Here is a 7,959-nt window from a genome sequence, read left to right as displayed (position 1 = left end):
CACTCTGCTCCCCTACACGACGCTCTTCGCGTCTGGCGGCGCCACCGGCGCGGGCGCGGGCCTGCTCGCGGGCAGCGCCGTCGGCATGGGCAACGTGCAAGGCTCGGCCTACGACGTGCAACGCCGTTACGACTACGCGTATCTGCAGTGCATGTACGGCAACGGCAACCGCATTCCGGTCGCGGGCCGCATGCAGACGCAGCAGCCGTATCAGACGCAACCGCAGCAGCGTTATCTGCCGCCGCCGCCCCCGGGCTCGCCGCCGCCGCCGGACGCCGGCTCGTATTGAGCTTCGCCATCGCGCTCACGCGCGCATCGGCGGCACCAAAGAAAACGCGCCCATCCGGGCGCGTTTCTTATCGGCATCACGTTCATCGATGCACGCCGTGAGCGCTCATTTCAGTTTCGCCATTGTGCCGATCGCATCCATCGCGCCCGTTGAGCCGGCATCCGAATAGAACCCCGGCATCGTGCTGGTCCAACCGCTTTGCGCAGCCGCATTCAGCGACGACAAACTCACCTGCTGCATCGCGCCCGTTTGCGGATCGATCAGCGTCATCTCCTTCGATCCCGTTGCCGACTTGAGCTTGCCGTCGGGCGCGTCCTGATCCTCGAGCAACGGTTGCAGCACCGGCGCGAGCGACTTGAGCAACTGCACCGAGAGCGCACTCGTGAACGTGTAGCGCGCCGCATACGGCTCATGCACCCACGCGGTCAGCGTGCCGTAGAAGCGATTGCCGATCACGAACACGAACGTGGCGCTGCGGTTCACCTTGCGCGACTCGATCAGCCGCGCGCCCGGCGCATAGACATTGAAGCGCTGATCGCCGGTGCCGGTCTTGCCGTAGACGTCCAGCGTCTTGCCGTCCGGGAAAGTCATGCCGTCGGCGAGACGCTTGGCCGTGCCGCCTTCCACCACCGACGTCAGCAGCTCGCGCACCACCTTCGCAATATCCGGCGAGATCAGCGGCTGCGGCGCGGTGGCCGCATGCACGAAGCGCGTTTCGAACGGCGTGCCGCGCGCGAAGTCGAGCGATTCGAAGCTATGCGTCGGCAGCTTCTGACCATCGCTCGATACGAGGCCGATCAGATACGCGAGCGCCGACGGCCGGTCGCCCGACGCGCCAATCGCCGCGCCATACGAAGGCGTGATGTTGTCGAACGGATAGCCGAGCGCGCGCCACGACTTGCCGATCGAGTCGTACGCACGCAGTTCGATCATGTGACGGATCCGGCGATCCTGCGTCGCGTGATACTTCGTCTTGAACAGCCACTTGTACGTATAGAGACGCGTATCGCGGCTCGCCTGCTGGACCTGCGCGAGCGTCGCATCGGGATGCGAGCGCAGATAGAGCAGCAGCCATAGTTCGAGCGGATGAATGCCCGCGATATAGCCGCGATCGTTGAGGTCGAATTTGTCGATCGCGTACTTGTCGTAGTACTTCGCGAGATCTTCGTCGTCGAGCCACTGGAACTTCGTGTTCTTCAGTTGCGCGCGCATCTGCGTGTCGAACCACGCGAGCGAGCCGTCCGGATTCGCGCTGCGCAGCACGGTCGCGATCCGCGCCGGACCCTTGCGCGTGTGTTGCAGCAGAATCTGGATCGCTTCGTCGTTGCTCTTGCCTTGATAGCGCGCGTAAAAGCGCTTCATGTAGACCTGGCTTTCGCCGTCGGCGAACTGCGTGAGAAAGCGGTTGCGCACCGCCGGATCGTCGAGCCACGTGGCGGGCGGCCCGGACGTCTGGATCATCTCGTAGTGGACGATGTCGCGCATGAGCCGCACGAACACGAGATTCACCGAATGCTGGAACGCGCGGTGCACGGTGAGAATCGACGCGTTGTCGCTCGACTCGAAGTTGTTGAAGCTCTGTGCGCCGCCGCCCGTGTAGAAGGTTTCGCCCGGGCTCGCCGAGTATTTGCGCTCCACGGCCGCCTCGAGCATCGCGGGCAGCGAGCGGTCCGAGGTCTTCGACAGATAGTCGATCGCCCAGTGCGTGAGCGCATCGCTCGGGTCCACTTGCGGCAGTTCCGCGCGCAGCGTCTTCGCATCCTGATCGGCATATTTCGCGTGCAGCGCGCTCACGATCTGCAGATACGTGATGATGGTGCGCAGCTTCGCCGTCGAGCCCAGATTCAGGCGCGCGCCCGAGTTGATATCGAACGGCTGGTTCACGCTGTCGGTCTGCACGCGCACGAGATTTTCGCCGCCGCGCCGCTCGAACAGCGTGAAGCTGTACGCGATCTTCGACGGATCGTCGGCGGGACGCAGCATCTCGAAGCCCACGAGTCCCGCCGCGCGCGCGCCGTCCTTGGTCGCGGCATCGGCGAGCCGGTCGCTCACGGCCTGCTGCACGCCGTCGTCGAGCGTCGCGGTCGCGGTCAGGTCGAGGCGGTCGAGATCGTAAAGCGTCTTGAGGCCGAGCGCCTGCATCAATTGCGTGCGCAACGTGAGCACCGCCTTGCGGTCCACGTACGACACGGCCGGGCGCGGCGCGGGCTTCGAGCGGTCGAGCGTCAGTTGCGTGGCGAGCGCGGCATCGCGCAATTGCGGCGAGATCACGCCGCCGCTCGCGAGCAGGCGCAGATAGCTGTCGGTGAGCTTCGCGAGCGCGTCGTTATTCTTTTGCAGAAAATACGAAGGCGCGCGCTGCGCGATCAGCAAGGTCAGCACCTGGCGGAACGCGAGCGCCTGTTCGTCGAGCGTCGCACTCGACACCGGCTCACGCAGCACGCGGTTCACGTCGCGGAAATCGCGTCCGTACCAGGCCGCGAGCCCGTCGCCAATCCCGTTGACTTCGCCGATGCCCGCCTTCGCCGAGAGCGGCACGGAATTCAGGTAGTGAACGAGAATCTGCTGACGCGCGGGCATGGTCTGCGGCCCGTCGAGATACGCGCGCACCGAAGCCGACGCGATCTGGCGCAGTTTCTCCGGCGGCGTGGACGTGCGGCCGCCGGTGGAATGGCGAAATTTCTCGATCTGCGTGGCGAGCGTGCTGCCGCCCGGCGTCTGCTGATGGCGGTTCACGAGGCGCGCGCCCTGATCGATCAGCGCGTGGCTGAAACGGCCCCAGTCGATGGCCGGATTGCGGTTCGGCTGATCGGCGGCAAGCAGGTATTTGTCTTCGATGAACAGCAGCGAGTCGCGCACGAGCGGCGGCACGGCGTCGAAACTTTCATAGGCGCGCTGCGGATAGCGCGTGTGGAACAGCGTCGCGCCATTCGCGTCGCGCAGCGCGATGCCGGCCTGATCCTTCTCCTCGTAAGGGATGAAGAGGCCCTGATCGGCCAGCGAAATCATGCGTTCCGAATCGCGCGCCTGCGAAGCGACCGCAAAGCCACGCTGCGCGAGACGGTCGGTGAAGCCCGGCAACTGCGCGTAGCCGAGCCGCGTGTCGTAGGGACCGTTCGTGGTGGGAAAGCGGATGCTGTGACTCGGCCCGTTTTCGACGGTGAAACCAATGTCGCGGGTGAGTTCGGAGAGATAGCGCGCCTGCAATCGCGAGGTGTCGATCTCGATCTGCACGATGCGCGCGAGGATCACGATCGCCGCCAGCAGCGCGACGATGACACCCCACTTGATCCACCGCCAGACCGAGCCGGTACCGGTGGCACGAACAGGAAAACGGATCGACGGGCGGCTCATGGTTATTCTCCCTGACGTCGCGTCAGATCGCGGAGTGCACCTGTCGAATAGTCTATCTCGCCGCGATCAAACGTGTGCGTCTGTGTCGCGCGACGGACGCGCAAGTCGCGTCTGTGCAACACACGTGCCCGCCCCATCGACGATGTGCCCGCTTTTCGTCACGCACCGCGCGTTTTTTCATGCGCTGCGTTGCCTTGCGCGCGGCGGCACGCAACGTGCTGCCGATATAATCTTTGGCTATTTTTCCGGCGCGCGTGGCTCGCATGCGATTGCCTCGTTTCGAACTTCGGGTTTCGAACTTCGCGCTGGATAGTCGCCCACACGGTTAACTGGTTTACAGGAGCAATATGAAGCAACTCGTCGTGCCCCTCGCCCTTTCGCTTACGCTTGGCGCCTGCGCCTGGTTCCAGAGCAATCCGGATTCCGGCCAGCCTGTCATCGATTCCACGACCAACCGCTCGGTTCGGGACGTGATCTCCTGTCTGACGGTGGAAGCGACGCGGCACGGATCGAGCTTCAGCACGACGTCACTGCCGCAAGGCGAAATGCTCGACTTCGGCGACTCCAACGTTATCAAGGTGCGCGCCGACAATGGCACGACCACCTATCGTTTCTACGCGGGCAAGCGCCACGCGAAGAATCTCTGGATTGAGGGCGCGAGCAAGACCTGCGCACCGTGATTCCGGAATCGCGGTCCGCGCTGCGGAACAGCCAGCGGCCTTTCAGGGTAGCGATGCATCCCGCATTAACACCTGCTTACTGGCGTAACCCGGTGTAGTACCGCGACACAATTGAGCGGACGGTTTTAAGAATCGTTTAAGTCTTCGTCCGCATCATCGCGTCACCAGAAAGACAACGAAGCAGGAGGTGCCCGTGTACTGGACCAGTTCGAAGAATCAGGCAGCAAGCAACGAGCAACCGGCGAAGCCCGCGAAACGCACGATCCTGCGCCGCTTGTTGAGCCATCATGAGCTCGCCACGCTGCTGCTGCTGCTGCACGCGCCCATCGACGCGCACGCCAAACCCGAGATCGCCATGCTTCAGGAAGCGGGTCTCGTGGAGCAGGTGCCCGGCGACGTCGCCGCAGGCGCCACGAAAATCCGCCTGACGAATGAAGGCAATGCGGTCTTGCAAGGACTCGGCCTCGCGCGCTGAAGCGGCGCACAGATTCCGCGCGGCCCCGCAGCCGGACCGCGCAAACGAAAAAGGCGGCACGCATGACGTGCCGCTTTTTTTTGCCCGCGCGTTCACGACGATCAGGCCGCCTCGCGCTCCAGCGGCGCGGCGTCGTCCTGTAGACGCAGCAGCCGGTAGCCGCTCTTGTAGACCGGCTGCAGCCGGTAGCCGTTGTGCTGTTCGATGTCGAGCAGCACGCGCAGCCGTGAAACGTGGCTGTCGATGGTGCGCGTGAGCGTCTGCAACTCGCGGCCCCAGACCATCGCGTAAATATGATCGCGCGACAGCACGCGGCCGATGTTCGCAAAGAACAGCGAAGCGAGCCGATACTGCGTGCCCGACAACTCCACGCTCTTGCCGCGCACCGTGACCGCCTGACGCCGCATGTCGAAGCGATAGGCGCCGGCGTCGAGCGTCACGTTGTCGAAGCGATCGGGAAACGCGCGCCGCAGCAGCGCATTGACGCGCGCGCGAAACACCGACGGACACACCGGCAGGCTCACGTAGTCGTCGGCGCCGACGGAAAAGGCGCGCAGCACGCTGTCGTCCGACGTGTCTTCGGAGGCGAACAGCACGGGGATCTGATTGCCGTTGATCGCGCGCACCGTCTTCAGCAACTCCGCGCCCGAGAGCCGCGTGCCCTGCCAGTCGAGCACCAGCATGTCGACCGTGGAAGCGGCGAGCGCCTTGGCCAGCGAAATGCCGTCGCTGAACGGCATGCAGGCATGCCCGCATTGGCCGAGCACCCGCTCGATCTGCGCGCGCTGGACGGGGTCGCGCTGGAGAATCGCGATACGCATGAAGACACCTCTCTATGTCAGACAACCTGGCGGCAATTCTGTTGAGAATTGCAAAGGCCGCCCATCAGATGAGTCCGAATTGCGCAACAGTGCGCCGCATTCCTACGGCGACTCCACCAAACCTGACAGGAATCCTCCAGAGGGCGATGCCGGGCGCATCGTCGGCTTACTGTAAAATCGCGGATTGGTCAGCGTCGGCGCGTGCCCTACCCGGAGCCGCGCGCCGTCCCCCGTGCCTACCAGGCCTCGATCCGCACCCGCGATCCGCGCCCGACCGCCGCCGCCCGCCGCGCCACCCGCGCGCCTGCCGGTGAAGCGAATAGACGTGCCGTCCCACGGCTCATAACAACTTCTCGGTTTTCGGACATGCAAGCTACGGATCTGGGCGCTCAGGCGAGCGCACCGGCGCGCGCGCTCACGCGCAGCGACTACAAGACGCTCGGCCTTGCCGCCCTCGGCGGCGCGCTCGAGTTCTACGACTTCATCATCTTCGTGTTCTTCGCGCCGGCCATCGGCCAGCTGTTCTTTCCCGCCGCGATTCCCGACTGGCTGCGTCAGTTGCAGACCTTCGGCATCTTCGCGGCGGGCTATCTGGCGCGTCCGCTCGGCGGCATCGTCATGGCGCACTTCGGCGACCTGCTCGGCCGCAAGCGCATGTTCACGCTCTCCGTCCTGCTGATGGCGCTGCCCACGCTCGCCATGGGCTGCCTGCCGACCTACGCGACGATCGGCGTATTCGCACCCGTACTGCTGCTCGCCCTGCGCGTGCTGCAGGGCGCGGCTGTCGGCGGCGAAGTGCCGGGCGCGTGGGTGTTCGTCTCCGAGCACGTGCCGCGCCGCCATATCGGCTACGCGTGCGGCACGCTCACGGCGGGTTTGACCTTCGGGATCCTGCTCGGCTCGCTGATCGCCGCGGCGGTGAATCACCATTTCGCGCCGTCGGAAATCTCGGCCTGGGCGTGGCGCGTGCCGTTCCTGATCGGCGGCGTGTTCGGCCTGTTCTCGGTGTATCTGCGCCAATGGCTGCACGAAACGCCCGTGTTCGCGGAAATGCAGGCGCGCAAGTCGCTCGCCGACGAAGTCCCGCTCAAGGCCGTGCTGCGCGACCACGGCCGCGCCGTGATCGTGTCGATGCTGCTCACGTGGATGCTGTCGGCCGCCATCGTCGTCGTGATCCTGATGACGCCGCCGCTGCTGCAGAAGCAGTTCCATCTCGACGCCACCACCTCGCTGCTCGCCAACTGCGTCGCCACGCTGTTCCTCACCGTCGGCTGCGTGAGCGCCGGGGCGCTCGCGGACCGCTTCGGCGCGCGCCGCGTGCTGTCGATCGGCGGCGTGGCGCTGGCCATCGCCTACTACACGCTGTTCCGCCAGCTCGCCGTGGACAGCTCGCTGCTGATGCCGCTCTACGCCGTGGCGGGCCTGCTCGTCGGCACGATCGGCGCGGTGCCGTTCGTGATGGTCAACGCCTTCCCGGCCGTGGTGCGCTTCTCGGGCATCTCGTTCTCGTACAACGTCGCCTACGCGGTGTTCGGCGGCCTGACGCCGATCGTCGTCGCGCTGATGATGAAGTCCGAGCCGCTCGCGCCGCCCTACTACGTCGCGGCGATCTGCGTGCTGGGCGCGCTGACCACGCTGTTCTTCAAGGACCCGGCGCGCACGCGCTGATCGGCCCCCGAAAGACCGAGCCGTCGTAAAAGGCGCCGCATCGTTCGCGATGTGGCGCTTTTTTATTGGCGCACGCGCAGGCGTCGACGTCGTGGGCCTGGAACCTGCGCCCATCTTTCACCTCAACCCGAAACGTCGTCGGCCTCAGGCGGCCTATGATGAGTCGCATGAACACCTCCCATTCGCACTCCGCCCCGCCCGCGCGCTTCACGCCGGCGCTCGCCCGCATCGTCGCCACCGTGAGCGTGGGCTTCGTCGTGACGCAGCTCGACGTCACCATCGTCAATATCGCGCTCGCGCGCATCGCCACGGACCTGCACGCCAATGTCGCGCGGCTGCAATGGATCGTCGATGCCTACACGCTCGCCTTCGCCGTGCTGATGCTGTCCGGCGGCGTGCTCGGCGACCGCTACGGCGCGCGCCGTCTGTACGCGATCGGGCTGGTGGTGTTCGCGCTCGCCTCGCTGGCCTGCGGGCTCGCCGTCGATCCGGTCATGCTGATCGCCGCGCGCGCGCTGCAAGGCGCGGGCGCCGCCGCGATGCTGCCGAATTCGCTCGCGCTGCTCAACGAGGCCTGCCGCCACGAACGCACGCTGCGCGCGCGCGCCGTGGGCTTCTGGACCGCCGCCGGGGCCATCTCGATCGCCGCCGGGCCGGTCGCGGGCGGCGGTA

At 65.7% G+C, this 7,959-nt stretch carries 7 protein-coding genes and 1 pseudogene; 6 read left to right on the top strand and 2 right to left on the bottom strand.

Annotated elements, in window-relative coordinates:
* A pseudogene (locus G3N97_RS33895) lies at positions 1 to 289 on the top strand (hypothetical protein); the annotation flags it as partial.
* Positions 290 to 394: 105 nt separating this feature from the next.
* On the opposite strand, the gene G3N97_RS33890 reads toward G3N97_RS33895, so the two are convergent.
* Positions 395 to 3,643 (bottom strand): transglycosylase domain-containing protein, encoded by a 3,249-nt coding sequence (locus G3N97_RS33890; protein WP_205997241.1) that lies wholly within the window; start codon positions 3,641 to 3,643, stop codon positions 395 to 397.
* Between the two features lie 347 nt (positions 3,644 to 3,990).
* Between G3N97_RS33890 and G3N97_RS33885 the strand changes: the two genes are divergently transcribed.
* Both G3N97_RS33885 and G3N97_RS33880 read left to right on the top strand, forming a co-directional pair.
* Positions 3,991 to 4,323 carry a hypothetical protein gene (locus tag G3N97_RS33885; protein WP_205997240.1) on the top strand — a complete coding sequence of 111 codons (333 nt, stop codon included), beginning with the start codon at positions 3,991 to 3,993 and terminating at the stop codon, positions 4,321 to 4,323.
* Positions 4,324 to 4,516: 193 nt separating this feature from the next.
* Positions 4,517 to 4,798 carry a hypothetical protein gene (locus tag G3N97_RS33880; RefSeq protein ID WP_205997239.1) on the top strand — a complete coding sequence of 94 codons (282 nt, stop codon included), beginning with the start codon at positions 4,517 to 4,519 and terminating at the stop codon, positions 4,796 to 4,798.
* 101 nt (positions 4,799 to 4,899) lie between these two features.
* On the opposite strand, the gene G3N97_RS33875 is transcribed toward G3N97_RS33880, so the two are convergent.
* Positions 4,900 to 5,619: a response regulator transcription factor gene (locus tag G3N97_RS33875; RefSeq protein WP_205997238.1), complete on the bottom strand. Its 720-nt coding sequence runs from the start codon at positions 5,617 to 5,619 to the stop codon at positions 4,900 to 4,902.
* On the opposite strand from G3N97_RS33875, the gene G3N97_RS33870 reads away from it, so the two are divergent.
* The 3 genes from G3N97_RS33870 to G3N97_RS33860 form a co-directional block, all read left to right on the top strand.
* Positions 5,618 to 5,794: a hypothetical protein gene (locus G3N97_RS33870; RefSeq protein WP_205997237.1), complete on the top strand. Its 177-nt coding sequence runs from the start codon at positions 5,618 to 5,620 to the stop codon at positions 5,792 to 5,794. The two genes, G3N97_RS33875 and G3N97_RS33870, sit on opposite strands and share 2 nt — an antisense overlap.
* A gap of 191 nt (positions 5,795 to 5,985) precedes the next feature.
* Positions 5,986 to 7,287 (top strand): MFS transporter, encoded by a 1,302-nt coding sequence (locus tag G3N97_RS33865; protein ID WP_065057664.1) that lies wholly within the window; start codon positions 5,986 to 5,988, stop codon positions 7,285 to 7,287.
* Positions 7,288 to 7,454: 167 nt separating this feature from the next.
* A partial coding sequence (locus G3N97_RS33860) for an MFS transporter (RefSeq protein ID WP_205997236.1) occupies positions 7,455 to 7,959 on the top strand: 505 nt, incomplete at its 3' end.

The sequence above is a fragment of the Paraburkholderia sp. Ac-20347 genome (assembly GCF_017104805.1).
GTDB lineage: Bacteria > Pseudomonadota > Gammaproteobacteria > Burkholderiales > Burkholderiaceae > Paraburkholderia > Paraburkholderia tropica.
This window is presented reverse-complemented; position numbering and strand designations above follow the sequence as displayed.